This is a genomic window from Flavobacterium sp. FlaQc-57 (genome assembly GCF_044007395.1).
In the GTDB taxonomy this organism is placed as follows: Bacteria; Bacteroidota; Bacteroidia; order Flavobacteriales; family Flavobacteriaceae; genus Flavobacterium.
In genome coordinates this window covers 91,140-109,160 of sequence record NZ_JBIPDA010000001.1, presented here as the reverse complement: position 1 = coordinate 109,160, position 18,021 = coordinate 91,140, and the positions used below count along the sequence as shown (strand labels likewise).

The following is an 18,021-nucleotide window of genomic DNA, read 5'->3' as shown; positions in this document are numbered from 1 at the left end:
AATACTATTATTTCCATTCACACAACTATAGAAGTTTTTAGATGGACGATGATATTATTGAATATCCCCCTCTTTTATGTATATGTGTTGTCGCTTTGTTATGAAGATTTTCAATTGAAGACAAAATATTTACTGCACTGCCTTCCATTTGTCGTCCTTAACTTAATTTTAGTTTTTAGAATCTATTCAAATGAATTTGATAAAAGATTTTTTTTCAGCCATCATTCCGAAACTGCTGAAATGATAATTTTTCAAATTATGATTGAAATGCAATATTTTTTATATGTTATAATGATCATTTCGTTATTAAAAAAGTATAAAAAAATCTATCTCGAAAATAATTCATTTTCTACCAATTTTGTTTATAAATGGCTATTTCAAATAACAATTGTATTTGCAATAGTTCACTATTTCGGGACTTTTAAAAATATTCTGCGATATACAGATTATCATCAACTTTTGATATTTGTTAACGGCTTTTTAGAAATCATTGCATTGATAGCAATAAGTTGGTTTGTTTTACAATCGCTTAAATATTCAGATTTTTTTAAAGGAATAACTTCTGAATTAGAATTAGTTAAAGGCTTTACAAAAACACATATTCCGAAAACCTTAATACAGGAAGAAAACAATAACGATAGTATTATCAATTTTCAAGTTGAAATGCTAAAGAAATACATGATTGAAAAAAAACCTTATTTAGACACATCACTTTCATTGCAAAATCTGGCTTCACAAGTAAATATGCCAGCTCGTGAATTATCGATTTTAGTTAATTCAAATATGAATATGCGTTTTTTTGATTTTGTAAATCAATATCGTATTGAAAATGCAATGGAATTACTACAAAATCATTCTAAAAGCGATTTAACAGCTTTAGAAATTCTGTACAAAGTAGGTTTTAATTCAAAATCATCATTTAATACTGCATTTAAAAAACATACTTCTTTGACACCTAGTGAATATAGAAAAACTTATTCTAAAATTGATTAGATAAAATTATTGATTATTTGGTTCGACTTCATGAAATCGGTCGTTTTGTAACAAATAATAAATCAAATTTGCTCCCTATTAACAAGGACAATATTGTCTAAAGGGGATAATGCTGAAAACCAAATTTAGAGTAAGCAAAAAGAATTATGAAAACAATAAAAACAGTATTTAGTCTGCTGTTCGCGTGCATTGGTATTTCCAGTTTTGCGCAAGATACCATTCAACTTAAAGCGTATGTTGAAAACATGAAAACAATAGATGTTTTCATTGAAGGGAAAAAATATAATTTTCTCTTTGATACTGGTGGCGCTGATACGTTTATTTCTCCGGAGATTGCAAAATCTTTAAATAAAGAAATATATGGTTGCGTAACAGGGTTTAGGATGAGCGGAGAAATAATTAAGGCAAAAAAAGCAAATGATATTGAACTCACAATAGGTAAAACAAATTTATTTCATAAAACAGTGAGTGTTTGGGATTTGATGACTATTCTTCCTAAAGATTTTCCAAGAATTGATGGCATTATATCTCTTAAATCCTTTGAGAGAAATGTTCTAACTATTGATCTCTCTAAAAATATTGTAATCGTTGAAAATAAAAATTCTGCTAAAAAGAAGGTAAAAGGAAAATTGCCTTTAAAAACAAGATTTGCAAACGGTCTGGAAGGATCAGAGCTGAATATATTTTTTGGAATACCAAAGGATAAAAATCTTTATTGGTTTCTTTTTGATTCAGGAAATAGTGGTATGCTACTTCTTTCACAAGAAAGTGCTGAAATTTGGAAAGTGCAAAATGAAAAAAATCAGGAATCAGAATTTATTATTGGCGAAAAAAAACTTAGAATAAAACCTTTCGTCAGAGACATAATTTATGATGGGGTTCTCAATTTCGAAGCAATTAGTAACTATGTTTTTACAATTGATTTTAAAAACAAAGAAGTTTGGGTTAATTAAAAACCGATTGTTTAAGCCTTAAGTTCTTCGAATCACTAATCACTGTGAATTTAGGCACTGATGAATATTCTAAAAGTTCTAAGGTAATTTTCGAACCAAAAAAAACCTCTAAAATCAAAAGACTTTAGAGGTTTTTTAAAAGTGGTGGGCGATGAGGGGTTCGAACCCCCGACCACTTCCGATTGAAAATCGGAATGCCCTGAACTGGTTGAGCTAATCTTTATTTTTAATTAATTCTTGGATTTTAATTCTACTTTTCCAGGATTTAATTTATAATTCTCTTTTATGCGCGATTTCTTTTGTTTCATAGTTTTCAGTATAAACGATTTTCCAGTCATTTATATTTCCTGTAAACCCTTTGCTCTTTTGATTATGACGAATAAGTCTTTCTTCTAGATTAGAGGTAAATTCAATATAGAATTTATTTTTGCTTTTACTAAATAAGATGTAAACTATGAAATATATAAAATAAAAAACTCCAAAATCAAAATGACTTTGGAGTTTTTAAATTTATGTGGGCGATGAGGGGTTCGAACCCCCGACCCCCTCGGTGTAAACGAGGTGCTCTGAACCAGCTGAGCTAATCGCCCTATTTTACTAGGTTGCTATCGTTTGTGATTGCGAGGGCAAATATACAGCTAGTTTCTGTATTTGCAAGTGTTTTTAAAAAATAAATGCAATGCTTTTCAAAGATATTTTTTATTAATCTATTTTTCAGCTTTTTAAAAGTAAAATATTTTTTGCCGTTTTCTTATCATTTAGTTAAAAAATGAAATCTGGGCGGGTAATTAGCAATATTCTTTTGTATTCACTAGCTATAGTTATACATTTGCATACCTTAATTGTATACTCAAATGGCAAGATTTCAAGAAAATGATTTACCTAAAGCTAAATTAGACTCTAACTCACTTCAAAAAGCACTACAGATTTTTAAATATGGTAAAAATCACAAATGGAAATTTTTTCTGGGGCTTATTTTTCTTCTATTAACCAGCGCCACTGCCCTAGCCTTTCCTAAACTAATGGGAATGTTAGTAGATTGTGTTACTAATAAAGATCTCGATAAGGCAAATGAAATTGCAATTGCGCTTATGGGAATATTAACATTGCAAGCTATCTTCTCTTTTTTCAGAATTTCACTTTTTGTGAATTTTACCGAAAACTCTCTATCAAACATACGTTTTGCATTGTACGAAAATCTGGTTAAACTGCCAATGTCATTCTACTCGCAAAAACGTGTTGGAGAACTGAATAGTAGAATCAGTGCTGATATATCGCAATTACAAGATACTTTTACAACTACTATTGCTGAATTTTTACGTCAGTTAATCCTAATTATTGGAGGTTTTATCATTTTGGGAAGTATTAGCCCTAAATTAACTTTAATGATGCTGGCTATTGTGCCGGTTGTTGCAGTTGCTGCAGTTATATTTGGAAGATTTATTCGTAAATACGGAAAGAAAACACAGGATAAAGTTGCTGAAAGTCAAGTAATTGTTGAAGAAACATTGCAAGGAATAAGTAATGTAAAAGCTTTTGCAAACGAATGGTATGAAATTCAACGCTATAAAAACAAAATAAAAGAAATTGTAAAAATTGCTATTAAAGGCGGTCAGTACCGTGGTTATTTTGCATCGTTTATTATTTTATGTCTTTTTGGATGTGTTGTTGCTGTGGTTTGGTACGGGATTACTTTGACGATAAAAGGTGAAGTTGAAGGTGTTGGAGATTTAATTTCTTTTGTTCTTTATACAACTTTTATTGGTGCATCTTTTGGCGGTATTGCCGAGATGTATGCTCAAATTCAAAAAGCAGTTGGTGCAACTGAACGTGTTTTTGAACTATTAGAAGAAACACCGGAAGAAATTAATGCAAATCCTAAAACAACTCCATTAGAAAAAATCAAAGGAAATGTTTCTTTTAAAAATGTAGCTTTTAGTTATCCTTCTCGTAAAGAAATTCAGGTTTTAAAAGATGTGAATTTTACAGCAGAATTTGGTCAAAAAATAGCTATCGTTGGTCCAAGTGGAGCCGGAAAATCAACTATTTCGTCTTTGCTTTTACGTTTTTACGATATCACTTCAGGAGAAATTACTGTTGATGGAAAAAACATTTACGATTATGATTTAGAAAATCTTCGTGGAAACATGAGTATCGTTCCGCAAGATGTAATTTTATTTGGAGGAACAATTAGAGAGAATATTGCCTACGGTAAACCTGATGCAACAGACGAGGAAATTATGCTGGCTGCAAAACAAGCAAATGCACTAAACTTTGTTGAAGGCTTTCCTGAAAAATTTGAAACCCTTGTAGGCGAACGAGGTGTAAAATTGTCAGGAGGTCAGCGCCAGCGTATCGCTATTGCAAGAGCATTACTAAAAAATCCTAGTATTTTAATTTTAGACGAAGCTACATCATCTTTAGATAGCGAAAGTGAGAAATTAGTTCAGGAAGCATTAGAAGTTTTGATGGAAGGAAGAACAAGTATTATTATTGCACACCGACTTTCAACTATTAGAAATGCTGATAAAATTCTAGTTTTAGATAACGGAAAAATTACTGAAGAAGGAACCCATCAAGAATTAATCAATCTTGAAAACGGGATCTACAAAAACTTGAGTAATCTTCAGTTTAGTAATTCTTAAGCCTTTCGGTGCAGTTACAAAAAGAAATTAGTTTTTTACACATAGCGCTATGTTTGTTTATACAAGTGAAATGCCTTCTACAAGTTTACAAAATCTATGATTCTATGTGTTAAAAATAATTTCACTCAACAGGTTAATTCTTAAATAAAATATCATTCACTCGTTTTAAATCAAAAAAATGCCACACTTAAGAATCATTTTAATTTTATTATTTATTGTCCTTAATACAATCTCTGTTCTAGCTCAAGAAAAACCTTTTAACATTGTAAATATTAGCCCTGATGGCTCAAAATACATTAAATTCGGAATGAATCTTCAGGTTTGGGGTAGGTATTCTGAGTTGAATCCCGGCAGTAAAGTGGGTACAACAGTGGTAGATGAAACTTATGATGTTGTAATTAGGCGTTTGCGTTTACAAGCAATGGGTATGTTAACAGACAACATCTTTTTTCATCTTCAATTAGGTCAGAACAATATCAATTTTACTCAAAACAACGGCCCTTCTAATGCTCCGCTTTCTGTAATGGATGCCTTAGGAGAGTATCATTTTAGTAATAAACTTCATATTGGAGGTGGATTAACGGCTTGGGGAGCAGGAACAACGCGTTATTCAGCAAATAGTTCATCATCGCAACTTACTTTAGATACACCAATGTATCAACAGTTTAGTAATACTTCATCAACTTTTGGAAATAGAAATTTAAGTATTTATGCAAAAGGTTATTTAGGTAAATTTAATTACCGTGCAGCTATCACAAATCCGTACCGAAATACAACCAATAATTTAGGGCTGGATTCTTCAATAAGTACAGAAACACCAAGAGCACAATATTCAGGAATTTTAACTTATTCCTTCTTGGATAAAGAATCGATTGAAGATGCTTATCACAAAGGAACTTATTTAGGGACAAAGAAAGTTTTTAATTTGGCGTTAGGTTATATGACACAGGCAAAAGCGATGTGGCATTTAACACCTGATGCAACTGTTGCTTATGATGATATGAAAGTTTTAGGTTTTGATGTCTTCTATGATAGTCCTATTAGTCAAAAAGGTGATGCAATAACAGCTTATGCAGCTTTTAATAATAGTAATTATGGTAAAAACTACATTCAGTCAGTTAACACGCCAAATCCTGCTATTGGAGATAATACACTTATTAATGGTTCAGGTGCCGGATTTATTGGTGTAGGAACTGGAAATATTTATTATGCGCAGTTTGGTTATCTTTTTGCAAAATCAGATAATCTAGAAAGAAAAGGTCGTTTTCAGCCCTATGCAGCAACACAAATTGCAGATTTAGAAGCTTTAGATACTCCAATGACGATGTATGAGTTGGGTGTGAATTATTATACAACAGGTACTTTAGGACCAAAATTCAGTTTGAACTATCAAAACAGAGCTGTTTACGATAAAACACTTACAGGTCAATACAAACAAAGCGACAGATTAGGAATGGTGGTTTTGCAATGCCAGGTTTCTTTCTAAAAATACAAGTTTATAAAAACAAAAAAACTCCAATGTAAATTGGAGTTTTTTTATGTTCATTTGAAAACGGAAAATTATTTTCCTTTTCTTCTATTACGTTCAGCTTTAATCATAGATAATTCACGGCTTGTTTGTCCGGCCACAGAAGTATTTTCTTCTGCACGACGAATCAAGTACGGCATAACATCTTTTACAGGTCCAAATGGCAAATATTTAGCCACATTGTATCCGTTTTCAGCTAAGTTATAACTTATGTTATCGCTCATACCGTATAATTGTCCAAACCAGATTTTAGAATCATTTTTAGCAATTCCTCTTTCTTGCATCATTTCCATCAATTTATAAGAACTTAATTCGTTGTGAGTTCCTGCAAAAATTGACATCATATCTAAATGCTCTAACATATAATGTACAGCAGCATCATAATTAATATCTGTAGCTTCTTTAGAAATACAAATTGGCGAAACGTAATTTTTCTCTTCCGCTCTTTTGTTTTCCTTTTCCATATAAGCGCCACGAACTAGTTTCATTCCAATAAAGAAACCTTCATTTTTAGCAACTTCATGCAAATTTTTTAAATAATCCAAACGATCCCAACGGTACATCTGCAAAGTATTAAAAACAATTGCTTTTTCTTTGTTGTATTTACGCATCATGTCAGTAACCAAATCATCGGCCGCATCCTGCATCCAGCTTTCTTCTCCATCGATCAATAAAGACACATCTTTTTTATGTGCTTCGCTACAAATCAAGTCAAAACGAGCTACTACTCTATTCCATTCAGTTTGTTCTGCCGGAGATAATGTTTGTTTTTCTCCTAATTTCTCATACAATTCAAAACGTCCAAGACCAGTTGGTTTAAAAACTGCAAACGGAATAGCTAAACGTTCTTTTGCAAATTCAATTGTTTTTAAAGTCATTTCTAAAGCAGCATCAAATTGCTCCTCCTCTTCTTTTCCTTCAACCGAATAATCTAAAACAGACGAAACTCCTTTGGTAAACATTTTATCTACCACTGTAATACAATCATCTTCGTTTACACCACCGCAAAAATGGTCAAAAACGGTTGCGCGAATTAATCCTTCCACCGGTAAATTTGCTTTAATAGCAAAATTGGTAACAGCAGTTCCTATCCTTACTAAAGGTTGACTGTCAATCATTTTAAAAAGAAAATAAGCTCTATCAAGTTCTGTATCACTTTTTAACGAAAATGCAACTTGGGTATTGTCGAATATTTTTTCCATTAAGGTCAGTTTTTTGTGCAAATATAAAGACTGTTTTGAATATTATTCACTAAAAGACCTCAAATTTTTCTATATCATTAAGAAGATTATCATAAATATTGAATTATTAAGCAAAAGTTTACATCTGTAATAAAACCATGTCCTTAAAAAATAAAAAAAAATGCTTTAGCCTTAATTAGAATCATTCATTTTAAAACAAATTAGACCGAAAGTTTGAATATTATTTAGTTAAAAATGCCTTATTTTGCGCTTTCAATTAACTACAGACATATGCAATCTATTCAAGCTAATAATTATCTCGTTCATTTTAACCAAAGTGCATACGAAGCTTTAAACATACATTTAAAAGAGAATAAATACTCCAACTTATTTATTATTGTTGATAATCAAACAAATGAGTATTGCTTGCCTAATTTATTACCTTTACTTGAAACTGATTTAACAATTGAAATTATAGAGTTTGAAGCGGGAGAAGCCAATAAAAATATAGAAACTTGTATTCAGATTTGGAATGTGTTAACTGAACTTGGGGCTGATAGAAAATCACTTATTATTAATCTTGGCGGTGGTGTTGTAACAGATTTAGGAGGATTTGTAGCTTCAACTTTTAAACGTGGAATAAATTTCATAAACATACCTACAACTCTACTATCAATGGTTGATGCATCAGTTGGAGGAAAAACAGGCGTAGATTTAGGGAATCTTAAAAACCAAATAGGTGTAATTAACGTACCTCAAATGGTACTAATTGATACAAAATATCTAGAAACGTTATCGCAAGCCGAAATGCGTTCCGGTTTGGCAGAAATGCTAAAACACGGTCTTATATATGACGCGGCGTATTGGGAGCAGTTTTTAGATTTAAAAGCTATTGATTATGCTGATTTTGATGAATTGATTTATCGCTCTGTTGAAATTAAAAATGAAATTGTAATACAGGATCCAACTGAAAAAAACATTCGTAAAGCCTTAAATTTTGGTCATACTTTAGGTCACGCAATAGAAAGTTACTTTTTAGAAAGTGAATCTAAAACAACATTATTACATGGTGAAGCAATCGCTATTGGAATGATTCTTGAAAGTTATATATCATTACATAAAAACTTAATTACAGCAGAAGAATATGCTCAAATTAAAACTGCTATTAAAAGTATTTATGACGATGTGAAAATCGAAGAAAATGACATCGAACCGATCTTAGAATTACTTATTCACGACAAAAAAAATGAATACGGTTTAATTCAATTTGCATTAATTGAAGGAATCGGAAAAATAAAAATTAACCAATCGGTTGAAAATAAATTGATTCTAGATGCGTTTGAGGATTATAAATCTTAAACTTTTTTTAATAAAAAGCATTGCTTTAGGTATATATTATTTTTTACATTTGCCACGATGAAAACAAACAACAAACAAAGACGTTTTAGCTCTTATAGAAACCGACTCAATAGTTCCTTGCTTAGGATGTTGAATCGTTTTTATAATAGTAAAAGCCCTTTTTGTTTTGATGTTTTCCAATGCTCGAAAGCAGAACATGAAAAGCTGCAAATTGTATTTGCAAATATTAGAGTTTGATTTTTAGATTTAGCACCGAACAACTGAATTTAAAAATTACAACTTGAAATATTAAAATATAAAATGAATACAAAATATTCTGATCTAATTAATCAAACTTATTACTTTCCACAAGCGGAATTTAAACTTAATAAAGACAACCTGCAATTTCACAATATCGATTTGATGAAGTTGGTTGAACAATACGGTACACCGTTAAAATTTACGTATCTGCCTCAAATTTCTGAAAATATAAATAAGGCCAAAGCCTGGTTCAGAAAATCAATGGAGAAAAACAAATACGATGCAAAGTATTACTATTGTTATTGCACAAAAAGCTCTCATTTTGAATACATTATGAATGAAGCTTTCAAGAATAACATTCACATTGAAACATCATCTGCTTTTGACGTTAATATTGTGGAAAATTTACTAGAGAATGGTAAAATCAATAAAAGTACTTACGTTATTTGTAATGGTTTTAAGAGAGATGAATATATTAGTAATATTGCACGATTAATCAATAGTGGGCATAAAAACACTATTCCGATTATTGATAATTACGAAGAGTTAGATTTGCTTCAGGCTGAAATCAAAGGGAAATTTAAAATTGGAATTCGTATTGCTGCTGAAGAAGAGCCTAAATTTGAGTTTTATACTTCAAGATTAGGAATTGGATACAAAAACATTGTTTCGTTTTATAAAAAACAAATTCAGGAAAATGATAAATTAGAGCTTAAAATGCTTCACTTTTTCATTAACACCGGAATAAATGATACATCATATTACTGGAACGAATTAGTAAAATGTATAAAAGTTTACATTGCACTTAAAAAGGAATGCCCTACTCTTGATGGTTTGAACATTGGAGGTGGTTTCCCGATTAAAAATTCACTTGCTTTCGAATATGATTATCAATACATGATTGATGAAATTATCAATCAGATTAAAATTGCATGTGATGAAGCCGAAGTTGATGTACCAAATATCTTTACTGAATTTGGATCTTTTACTGTAGGTGAAAGCGGTGGCGCTATCTATCAGATTTTGTATCAAAAACAACAAAATGATAGAGAGAAATGGAATATGATTGATTCGTCTTTCATTACCACTTTGCCGGATACTTGGGCTATAAACAAACGTTTTATTATGCTGGCGGTTAATCGTTGGAATGATACTTACGAGCGGGTTTTATTGGGAGGTTTGACTTGTGATAGTGACGATTATTACAATTCAGAACAAAATATGAACGCGATTTATTTGCCTAAATACAACAAAGAAAAGCCGTTATATATTGGTTTCTTTAATACTGGTGCGTATCAGGAAACTATTGGAGGTTACGGAGGTTTACACCACTGTTTGATTCCACAACCGAAACATATTTTGATAGATCGTGATGAAAATGGAATTTTGGCAACTGAGGTTTTCTCAGAACAACAAACTTCTGATGATGTATTGAAAATTTTAGGTTACACAAAAAAAGTATAAAAAAAAACCTGCAAATTAAATGTTAATATATTTAAAATTATTAATTTGCAGTACCCTCTAAAAGGTTAAACTTTTAATTCAAAAAAAAATAAAAAAAAATAAAAAAAATGAAAGGACCAATTAGTCAGTTTATTGAAAAACATTATTTACACTTTAACTCTGCTTCTTTAGTTGATGCTGCAAAAGCATACGAACAACAATTAGCAAACGGTGCTAAAATGATGGTAAGTATGGCTGGCGCTATGAGTACAGCAGAAATTGGTAAAATTTTTGCCGAAATAATTAGACAAGACAAAGTGCAAATTATTTCATGTACTGGAGCCAATCTAGAAGAAGATATCATGAACTTAGTAGCACACTCTCACTACGAAAGAGTGCCAAACTACCGTGATTTAACACCAGAAGACGAATGGGCTTTATTAGAAAGAGGATTAAACCGTGTTACTGACACTTGTATTCCTGAGCATGAAGCGTTTCGTCGTTTACAAAAACACATTTACAAAATCTGGAAAGATGCAGATGATAAAGGAGAGCGTTATTTCCCGCATGAATTTATGTACAAAATGTTGTTATCTGGCGTTTTAGAAGAATATTACGAAATTGACTTAAAAGATAGCTGGATGTATGCAGCTGCTGAGAAAAATTTACCTATTATTGTTCCGGGATGGGAAGATAGTACAATGGGAAATATCTTTGCTTCATACGTAATTAAAGGTGAATTAAAAGCTTCTACCATGAAATCAGGAATTGAATACATGACATTCCTTGCTGATTGGTATCCAAAAAATAGTACTAACGGTATTGGATTTTTCCAAATTGGTGGTGGTATTGCAGGAGATTTCCCTATTTGCGTGGTGCCAATGTTGTACCAGGATATGGAAATGCATGATATTCCGTTTTGGAGTTATTTCTGCCAAATTTCAGATTCAACAACCAGTTATGGTTCGTATTCTGGAGCAGTTCCAAACGAAAAAATCACTTGGGGTAAATTAGATATTAAAACTCCAAAATTTATTATTGAGTCGGATGCTACAATTGTTGCACCGTTAATTTTTGCTTACTTATTAGATTTATAGGATATTTATGAAAAGAGTTATAGTAGACTACGCTAAACTTACCAACGAAATTTTAAACCTTTTGGTTGAAAAATTTCCTGATGGTTATGATGATTCGGATGTAATCCGTTTTAGAAATGCTAAAAACGAATTAATCGAAGCTGTTGAAGTTCGTACTGAAGACACTATTTATTTAGTAAAAATTAGTACCAAACTTGCCGACAGAATTGAGAATTACGATGAAGATGACGACATCGATCTTGATGTTGATACAATCGAACCGGTAAAAGGCCTTGATCTTGATGACGATAGCGATGATGACGATGATGATGATACGCAAGACAAACCAGATGTTGATGGTGGAGACGAAGATGATGAAGACAGAGATCCAGATGATATTGCTGACGAAGATGATGAAGACGATGAAGATTAATTCATCTCTTTCAAAATAAACTAAAGGAACTCTATTCGGGTTCCTTTTTTTTTTACTTACAAATAATAGATTTTAAATATAAGAAAAATACTATATTTAATATTTTTAATTATATTTAACTATCTATAAATATCAGCCCAATGACTTCAGAAATTTTACATGCCAAATTAAAAGAGAACTTTGGATTTGAAAAATTCAGACCCAATCAGGAAACTATTATAAATACAATACTTTCTGGTCAGGATACTTTGGCCATTATGCCAACTGGTGGCGGAAAATCAATTTGTTTTCAATTACCGGCTTTAGTTTTACCAGGAATTACGATTGTTATTTCTCCATTGATTGCTTTGATGAAAGATCAAGTCGATAGCTTAAAAACGAACGGAATTTCAGCATGTTATATAAATAGTAGTCAATCAAGCGAAGAACAACAATTTTATATTGACAATCTAAAGTCGAATACTTTTAAACTTGTCTACATTGCTCCTGAAAGTTTGTCCTATCTGGATGTTGTTTTCAATGAGTTGACAGTCAGCTTGATTGCGATTGACGAAGCACATTGTATATCGTCGTGGGGGCATGATTTTAGACCAGCTTACACTAATTTAGGCTATTTAAAAAGCCGCTTCCCTTCTACTCCGGTGCTTGCGTTGACTGCAACAGCCGATAAAGCAACACGTACAGATATTACCAAACAACTAAAACTGCGAAATCCGAAAACTTTTGTAGCTTCTTTTGATAGGAAAAATTTAAGTTTAGAAGTTCGGCCAGCTTTAGATCGAGTAAAACAAATAATAGATTTTGTTGAAAAGAAACCGAATGAGTCTGGAATTATTTATTGTTTAAGCAGGAAAACTACGGAAGAACTTGCTCTGAAATTGCAAAAAAGTGGTGTTACAGCCAAAGCATATCACGCAGGTTTAGACAATAAACTTCGTGCAAAAACACAAGACGAATTTATAAATGACGATTGCCAGGTCGTTTGTGCGACAATTGCCTTTGGAATGGGAATCGATAAATCGAATGTTCGTTGGGTAATACATTATAACTTACCAAAAAATATTGAAGGTTATTATCAGGAAATTGGCCGTGCCGGTCGTGACGGATTACCTGCTGAAACTGTTTTGTTTGAAAGTTATGCCGATGTAATTCAACTTCAGAAATTTGCTTCAGAAGGATTGAATTCTGATGTTCAGTTAGCGAAATTAGAAAGAATGAAACAATATGCCGATGCTTTGAGCTGTCGTAGAAAAATTCTACTTTCTTATTTTGGAGAACTGGTCAAAGAGAATTGCGGTAACTGCGATATTTGCAAAAATCCTCCAACTTTTTTCGATGGTACGATTCTCGCGCAAAAAGCATTGTCAGCAATTAGCCGTTTGCAGGAATCTGAACCGTTGGCTGTAATTGTAGATTTTTTAAGAGGCTCGAGAAACGCGTATATCTACGAAAAAAATTATCAAAACTTAAAAACGTACGGAATTGGCGATGACGTATCTTGGTACGATTGGAACCAGTATCTAATTCAATTGATTAATTTAGGTTATTGTGAAATTGCATTTCATCAACACAATAAAATTTTACTGACTTCTTTTGCAAAAAAAGTTTTGTTTGAAGGTGAAAAAGTAAAATTAAATACTGTTGTCAAAAAAGTAATTGATAAAACCGAAATAAAAGAAACTAAAACCAAAGCGGCTAAAAGTTCGCTTTTTGAAATTCTTCGAAAATTACGTTACGAAATTTCCAAGGATGAAGAAGTTCCAGCTTATGTAATTTTTAGTGATGCGGCACTTAGACAAATGGAAACTTTGCGCCCAATGACCGATGAAGAATTTCTTGCTATTGATGGTGTTGGTAAAGCAAAGCTTGAAAAATATGGTCAGGAATTTATTGATGCAATTGTGTATTACGAAAATGCAAAAAAGAAAAAAGCGAAATCAAAAAAAGAAAGCAACACCTATAAAACAACTTTAGAGTTATTTCAAAACGGTGCTTCAGTAAAAGAAATTGCGGAACAACGAAATCTGGGACTTACCACTATTATTTCGCATTTGGCTAAATTATATGTTGATGGAAATGATATCAATATAAGTCAGTTTGTTTCTGATGAAGAAGTCAAATTACTTCACAAAGCACAAGTAGAATTAGAATATCCAACAGCTCTAAGACCATATTATGATTATTTTGAAGAAAAAATGCCTTATGATAAAATTAGGTTTGGACTTGCTATTGTTGAGAGGAATAAGTAATTTATTTTTTTGTCATTTCGACCGAAGGGAGAAATCGCACTAGTAACTCGCCAAAGATGGGTAATTTTAGGAACAGTGTTTCTTGTGTGATTTTTCCCTTCGGTCGAAATAACAAGATTCTGAAAACAAAAAAATCCTGTGAAATTACTTCACAGGATTTTTTTACGTATCTATAAGAAAACTACAAATATCTATCTTCAAACACTTTTTGATGGTGTTTTTGATGTCCAATAATTACAAAACCTAAAGCGCGAACAGAAAGTTGGTGCGTAGAAGCAATTCCGATTCTTTGAAGCTGTTCTTCAGAAAGGCTTTTGTAAAACAATAAAGTAGAATGTCTCACGGCTGAAAGTTCAGTTAATAAATCCTGAATACTTCTTCCATTTGCATTTGTATTGTCTACATAATCATTTTCTTCAAAACCTGGTAAAGGTGTTTTATCATTTCTTGAAAATCGTAAAGCGCGGTATGCAAAAATTCGTTCGCTATCAATTAAATGCTGAATAATATCTTTGATAGTCCATTTTCCTTCTGCATAGCGATAATCAAATTTATCCAAAGGAATATTTTGTACAAATTTAATAAAAGCATGAAGCGAAATTTCTAATTCTTCAATCAAATTAATTTCACCAGCCTCTTGGACATAATTTGCAAAAGGTCCGGAATATTCAGTTTCAGGTAATTTCGTTAAACTCATTTTTAAAGCATTTATTGGGTTATACAATTTTCAAAAACTTCTTATTAAGCTGAATTTCTACTTGCATTAGTGTTTCCAAAAAGTGATCTGGTTACGATTTTTTCGTATACTTTAATCAATTCTTCGTTACCACTATTCTCTTTGTTTAATTCATTAATTCTTAACAAAGCATATTGTTGTATTGTCAACAAAGGCAATACAATACGCTCTCTTATTTGAATCGATGCTATACCATCAGGATAGTTTTCCATCAAAGTTTTATGACCTGCAATTTTTAATAAAAGACGCTTTGTTTCCTGAAACTCATCGTAGATAATTTGCCAGAATTCTCCAAATTCAGGATCTTTTCTCATATACGCGGTTAATGGTAAAAATGATTTTGCCAATGACATCATACTGTTTTCAAGCAACGTTTTAAAGAATAAAGAATTGTGATATAAGTCATGTACTTTATCCCATTGATCCGTGTCTTCAAAATGTTTTAAAGCCGATCCAACTCCAAAAAATCCAGGTACATTTTGTTTTAACTGACTCCAGGAACCTACAAAAGGAATCGCTCTTAAGTCAGCAAAATCTAATGATTCAGATTTGCTTCTTTTAGATGGACGACTTCCAATATTAGTTTTAGAGTAATATTTCAACGTACTCATTTTTTCCAAATATGGAATAAATTTTGGGTGATTTTTAAAACTTAAATATTTATCATATCCTAAACCGGCTAATTGCGTCAAAATCTGAGTTTCTTCAGCGCTAAGTTCATTTTTCTCTTTACTAAAAACCTGATTTGTTACACCGGCACTTAATAAGTTTTCGATATTATAACGGCAAGAATCTAAAGTACCAAAATTTGAGCTAATTGTTTGACCTTGAACTGTAATCTGAATTTCGTTATTTTCAATTTTTGGTCCTAAAGAAGCATAAAATTTATGTGTTTTTCCACCACCACGTGCCGGAGGCCCACCGCGACCATCAAAGAAAATAGCTTTAATTCCGTATTTTCTAGAAATTTCAGTCAATGCTATTTTAGCCTGATAAATACTCCAGTTGGCCATTAAGTAACCGCCATCTTTAGTTCCATCAGAGAAACCTAACATAATAGTTTGTTTGTTTCCTCTTGCTTGCAAATGCTTAGAATACTCTGGATTGGTATACAATTGCTCCATGATTTCATGCGCATTTTGTAAATCATCAACAGATTCAAAAAGCGGAATAATATCAACCGTAGGATTCTCCCAATTGTTTAGTCGAATCATAGCAAAGGTTTCCATAACATTCAGCGCACTTTCATTATTACTAATGATATAACGATTTGCACCAAATTCACCATTGTTTCCTTGTATCGTTTTGATTGCCTGAACTGATTCTAGTGTTGATCTTGTTATTTCATCATCAAAATCACTTGGATTTAGTTCTCCTCTAACTTTAGATAAAACATCTAATTTTTCAGATTCAGAAAGCTCAAAATAATTAGAAGGAAATATTGATGACCCGGAATTTAAATAATGATTTACAACATCTTTAAAAACGGCATCATGAATTTTACTATTCTGACGAATGTCTAAAGTTGCAAAATGGAATCCAAAAAGATTAATTTTTACCAAAAACGCTTCCAGTTCGTCTAAATAAAGAGACTGGTGTTTTTCAATAATGATATCTCTAATAAGGTTTAATTGCGTCAATAATTCTTCTAATGTGATATAAATTTCACCTTTAGAATAAAAAACAGAACGATAAAGTTTATGTTCAAGTTCAGCAACTAAAGTATCTACACCAGAGAAAGTTAGTTTGCGTTTAAGATTTCTCATTTCAATGTAATAACATTTCAAAATTGACGTACGTAAACGCTCTGCAACTTTTAAAGTTATTTCTGTTGTAACAAAAGGATTTCCGTCTCGATCTCCTCCTGGCCAGAATCCAAGTTTGATTAATTGATTTTGAATTGCATTTCCATCCAGAATATTTTTTTGCAAATAATGAACTATTTCCCCAGAAGTTGCGTAAAATACATTCTCTAGATACCAAATCAAAGAAACCGCTTCATCATAAGGATTTGGTTTTTCGTTCTGAATAAAAGGTGTTTTTCCAAGTTGCGCCAATAATTGTTTTATTTTCAATAAATCATTCAAGCGAATCGCTTCAGTCAAATCATTTATAATTCCTAAAACTGGCCCAGGGTAAAATTGTGTTGGATGCGCTGTTAAAACGGTTCTAACATTAAAGTTTTCTAAGAATTCGATCAATTCATCATCTTTCTCTTTAGCGTCAGATTTCTCTTTAATATCGCGCAAAGAACCACGCCCTTCCATGTTATTTACTTCTGGAAAAGCAGCGTCTTCAATTGCATCAAACAATACAATTTGACGCTCTATATACTGAATAAATCGAAACATTAAGTCGATTTTCTCCGTTTCAGAAGCATTGTTTAAAAACTTATTTGAGAAAAAATCAAAGATTTCTTTTGGTGTCTCTTGTTTTTTAAATCCTGTTTCGCAAGTTTCTGTAAATAAAGGAAGTAAAACTCCTGTATTGTCAATAGAATCAAAGGGTAATGTTATAAATACACTATTATAAATGTGGTATTTTGAGAGAACATCTTGATTAAAACGTTCAATTTTGGGTAACGTATACATAATCGTGTTATAGTTGTTTGGTTAATTAGTCATAAAAAAACCCCAAGAATAAACTTGAGGTTATATTTTAATATAGCATTCAAGAAAATATTACATATTTTTAAAAATAGTATGCATCAAACGCTTCTTATCGTTTATACTTTCTTCTAATGAAATCATAGTTTCTGTTCTGTAAACACCTTCAATATCATCAATCATGAAGATAACTTCTTTAGCATGTTTAGTGTCTTTTGCTCTAATTTTGCAAAAAATATTAAACTTCCCTGTCGTTACAGAAGCTACTGTTACGAATGGTATTTGATTGATTCGCTCTAATACAAATTTTGTTTGTGATGTATTATTAAGGAAAACCCCCACATAAGCAATAAATGAATACCCTAATTTGTCATAATCTAAGGCTAATGAAGACCCCATTATTATTCCTGCGTCTTCCATTTTTTTTACCCTAACATGTACTGTTCCAGCAGATATCAATAGTTTTTTTGCAATGTCAGTAAACGGAACTCTCGTATTGTCTATTAACATATCTAAAATCTGGTGATCTACTTCATCTAAACGAAATTTACTCATAATTCTTTAATTAATATTACTAAT

The 18,021-nt window shown here is 31.7% G+C and carries 14 protein-coding genes and 1 tRNA gene; 9 read left to right on the top strand and 6 right to left on the bottom strand.

Annotation, left to right across the window (positions count from 1 at the left end; all coding sequences use genetic code 11):
* Positions 1-240: 240 nt before the first annotated feature.
* Both ACHRVZ_RS00515 and ACHRVZ_RS00510 read left to right on the top strand, forming a co-directional pair.
* Positions 241-993 (top strand): helix-turn-helix domain-containing protein, encoded by a 753-nt coding sequence (locus ACHRVZ_RS00515; protein ID WP_395420041.1) that lies wholly within the window; start codon positions 241-243, stop codon positions 991-993.
* Positions 994-1,139: 146 nt separating this feature from the next.
* A complete protein-coding gene (locus ACHRVZ_RS00510; RefSeq protein WP_395420040.1) occupies positions 1,140-1,946 on the top strand; it encodes an aspartyl protease family protein in 807 nt (268 codons plus the stop codon).
* A gap of 270 nt (positions 1,947-2,216) precedes the next feature.
* On the opposite strand, the gene ACHRVZ_RS00505 is transcribed toward ACHRVZ_RS00510, so the two are convergent.
* Both ACHRVZ_RS00505 and ACHRVZ_RS00500 read right to left on the bottom strand, forming a co-directional pair.
* A complete protein-coding gene (locus ACHRVZ_RS00505; RefSeq protein ID WP_395421281.1) occupies positions 2,217-2,393 on the bottom strand; it encodes a GIY-YIG nuclease family protein in 177 nt (58 codons plus the stop codon).
* A 68-nt stretch (positions 2,394-2,461) separates the two neighbouring features.
* Positions 2,462-2,536, bottom strand: a tRNA-Val gene (locus ACHRVZ_RS00500).
* Positions 2,537-2,800: 264 nt separating this feature from the next.
* On the opposite strand from ACHRVZ_RS00500, the gene ACHRVZ_RS00495 reads away from it, so the two are divergent.
* Complete coding sequence (locus tag ACHRVZ_RS00495; protein WP_395420039.1) at positions 2,801-4,591, top strand: ABC transporter ATP-binding protein; 1,791 nt, start codon at positions 2,801-2,803, stop codon at positions 4,589-4,591.
* Positions 4,592-4,769: 178 nt separating this feature from the next.
* Complete coding sequence (locus ACHRVZ_RS00490) at positions 4,770-6,077, top strand: hypothetical protein (protein ID WP_395420038.1); 1,308 nt, start codon at positions 4,770-4,772, stop codon at positions 6,075-6,077.
* Positions 6,078-6,151: 74 nt separating this feature from the next.
* On the opposite strand, the gene ACHRVZ_RS00485 is transcribed toward ACHRVZ_RS00490, so the two are convergent.
* Positions 6,152-7,321, bottom strand: a complete 1,170-nt coding sequence (locus tag ACHRVZ_RS00485; RefSeq protein WP_395420037.1) for a proline dehydrogenase family protein — start codon at positions 7,319-7,321, stop codon at positions 6,152-6,154.
* 270 nt (positions 7,322-7,591) lie between these two features.
* On the opposite strand from ACHRVZ_RS00485, the gene aroB reads away from it, so the two are divergent.
* The 5 genes from aroB to recQ all read left to right on the top strand — a co-directional run bounded on the left by aroB (position 7,592) and on the right by recQ (position 14,100).
* Positions 7,592-8,659 (top strand): 3-dehydroquinate synthase, encoded by a 1,068-nt coding sequence (aroB, locus tag ACHRVZ_RS00480; RefSeq protein WP_395420036.1) that lies wholly within the window; start codon positions 7,592-7,594, stop codon positions 8,657-8,659.
* Positions 8,660-8,959: 300 nt separating this feature from the next.
* Positions 8,960-10,363: an arginine decarboxylase gene (locus ACHRVZ_RS00475; RefSeq protein ID WP_395420035.1), complete on the top strand. Its 1,404-nt coding sequence runs from the start codon at positions 8,960-8,962 to the stop codon at positions 10,361-10,363.
* Between the two features lie 107 nt (positions 10,364-10,470).
* Positions 10,471-11,439 (top strand): deoxyhypusine synthase family protein, encoded by a 969-nt coding sequence (locus ACHRVZ_RS00470; RefSeq protein WP_035681188.1) that lies wholly within the window; start codon positions 10,471-10,473, stop codon positions 11,437-11,439.
* 7 nt (positions 11,440-11,446) lie between these two features.
* On the top strand, positions 11,447-11,851 hold the full coding sequence (locus tag ACHRVZ_RS00465; protein ID WP_395420034.1) for a DNA primase: 405 nt from the start codon (positions 11,447-11,449) through the stop codon (positions 11,849-11,851).
* A gap of 140 nt (positions 11,852-11,991) precedes the next feature.
* A complete protein-coding gene (gene recQ, locus ACHRVZ_RS00460; RefSeq protein WP_395420033.1) occupies positions 11,992-14,100 on the top strand; it encodes a DNA helicase RecQ in 2,109 nt (702 codons plus the stop codon).
* Positions 14,101-14,281: 181 nt separating this feature from the next.
* Here the strand turns inward: recQ and ACHRVZ_RS00455 are convergent, their stop codons facing one another.
* From ACHRVZ_RS00455 to ACHRVZ_RS00445, 3 genes are all read right to left on the bottom strand, one after another.
* Entirely contained in the window at positions 14,282-14,797 is a 516-nt protein-coding gene (locus ACHRVZ_RS00455; protein ID WP_395420032.1) for a DinB family protein, read from the bottom strand.
* Positions 14,798-14,841: 44 nt separating this feature from the next.
* Positions 14,842-17,427, bottom strand: coding sequence for a phosphoenolpyruvate carboxylase (locus ACHRVZ_RS00450; RefSeq protein ID WP_395420031.1), 2,586 nt, complete (start codon positions 17,425-17,427; stop codon positions 14,842-14,844).
* Between the two features lie 90 nt (positions 17,428-17,517).
* Positions 17,518-17,997 (bottom strand): Lrp/AsnC family transcriptional regulator, encoded by a 480-nt coding sequence (locus ACHRVZ_RS00445; protein ID WP_007805990.1) that lies wholly within the window; start codon positions 17,995-17,997, stop codon positions 17,518-17,520.
* Positions 17,998-18,021 lie beyond the last annotated feature (24 nt).

What these genes read in the sequence shown, in the direction of transcription:
- ACHRVZ_RS00495 (WP_395420039.1), top strand. Translation starts at nt 2,801, where the DNA reads ATGGCAAGATTTCAAGAAAATGATTTACCTAAAGCTAAATTAGACTCT.
- ACHRVZ_RS00465 (WP_395420034.1), top strand. Translation starts at nt 11,447, where the DNA reads ATGAAAAGAGTTATAGTAGACTACGCTAAACTTACCAACGAAATTTTA.
- ACHRVZ_RS00450 (WP_395420031.1), bottom strand. Translation starts at nt 17,427, where the DNA reads ATGTATACGTTACCCAAAATTGAACGTTTTAATCAAGATGTTCTCTCA.
- ACHRVZ_RS00510 (WP_395420040.1), top strand. Translation starts at nt 1,140, where the DNA reads ATGAAAACAATAAAAACAGTATTTAGTCTGCTGTTCGCGTGCATTGGT.
- ACHRVZ_RS00485 (WP_395420037.1), bottom strand. Translation starts at nt 7,321, where the DNA reads ATGGAAAAAATATTCGACAATACCCAAGTTGCATTTTCGTTAAAAAGT.
- ACHRVZ_RS00515 (WP_395420041.1), top strand. Translation starts at nt 241, where the DNA reads ATGATAATTTTTCAAATTATGATTGAAATGCAATATTTTTTATATGTT.
- recQ (WP_395420033.1), top strand. Translation starts at nt 11,992, where the DNA reads ATGACTTCAGAAATTTTACATGCCAAATTAAAAGAGAACTTTGGATTT.
- ACHRVZ_RS00470 (WP_035681188.1), top strand. Translation starts at nt 10,471, where the DNA reads ATGAAAGGACCAATTAGTCAGTTTATTGAAAAACATTATTTACACTTT.
- ACHRVZ_RS00455 (WP_395420032.1), bottom strand. Translation starts at nt 14,797, where the DNA reads ATGAGTTTAACGAAATTACCTGAAACTGAATATTCCGGACCTTTTGCA.
- ACHRVZ_RS00475 (WP_395420035.1), top strand. Translation starts at nt 8,960, where the DNA reads ATGAATACAAAATATTCTGATCTAATTAATCAAACTTATTACTTTCCA.
- ACHRVZ_RS00445 (WP_007805990.1), bottom strand. Translation starts at nt 17,997, where the DNA reads ATGAGTAAATTTCGTTTAGATGAAGTAGATCACCAGATTTTAGATATG.
- aroB (WP_395420036.1), top strand. Translation starts at nt 7,592, where the DNA reads ATGCAATCTATTCAAGCTAATAATTATCTCGTTCATTTTAACCAAAGT.
- ACHRVZ_RS00490 (WP_395420038.1), top strand. Translation starts at nt 4,770, where the DNA reads ATGCCACACTTAAGAATCATTTTAATTTTATTATTTATTGTCCTTAAT.